Source organism: Bradyrhizobium cosmicum, from assembly GCF_032290525.1.
Classification (GTDB): Bacteria; Pseudomonadota; Alphaproteobacteria; order Rhizobiales; family Xanthobacteraceae; genus Bradyrhizobium; species Bradyrhizobium cosmicum_A.
In genome coordinates this window covers 1-236 of record NZ_JASXTA010000601.1, presented here as the reverse complement: position 1 = coordinate 236, position 236 = coordinate 1, and the positions used below count along the sequence as shown (strand labels likewise).

Genomic DNA, 236 nt, shown 5'->3' with positions numbered 1-236 from the left:
GGCGTACCTCAGCCGGACTCCCTGGCAAAGTACGCGGCGGCCTTTTTTAGGATGTCTCTCTCTTCGGTCACCCGCTTGAGTTCAGCCCGCAGACGACGCAGCTCCGCCTGCTGATCGTCTTCTTGCTTACGCTGGGCTTCTGGCTTGCTGTAGCGCTTGATCCACGCATACAGGCTGTGCGCAGACATGCCCAACCGGGCCGCTACATCGGCAACAGGCAGGCCGCGTTCGGTTAC

At 61.4% G+C, this 236-nt stretch carries 1 pseudogene; it reads right to left on the bottom strand.

Features of this window, described 5'->3' with window-relative positions:
* Window positions 1-236 (bottom strand): annotated as a pseudogene (locus QSV46_RS41085) (transposase); the annotation flags it as partial.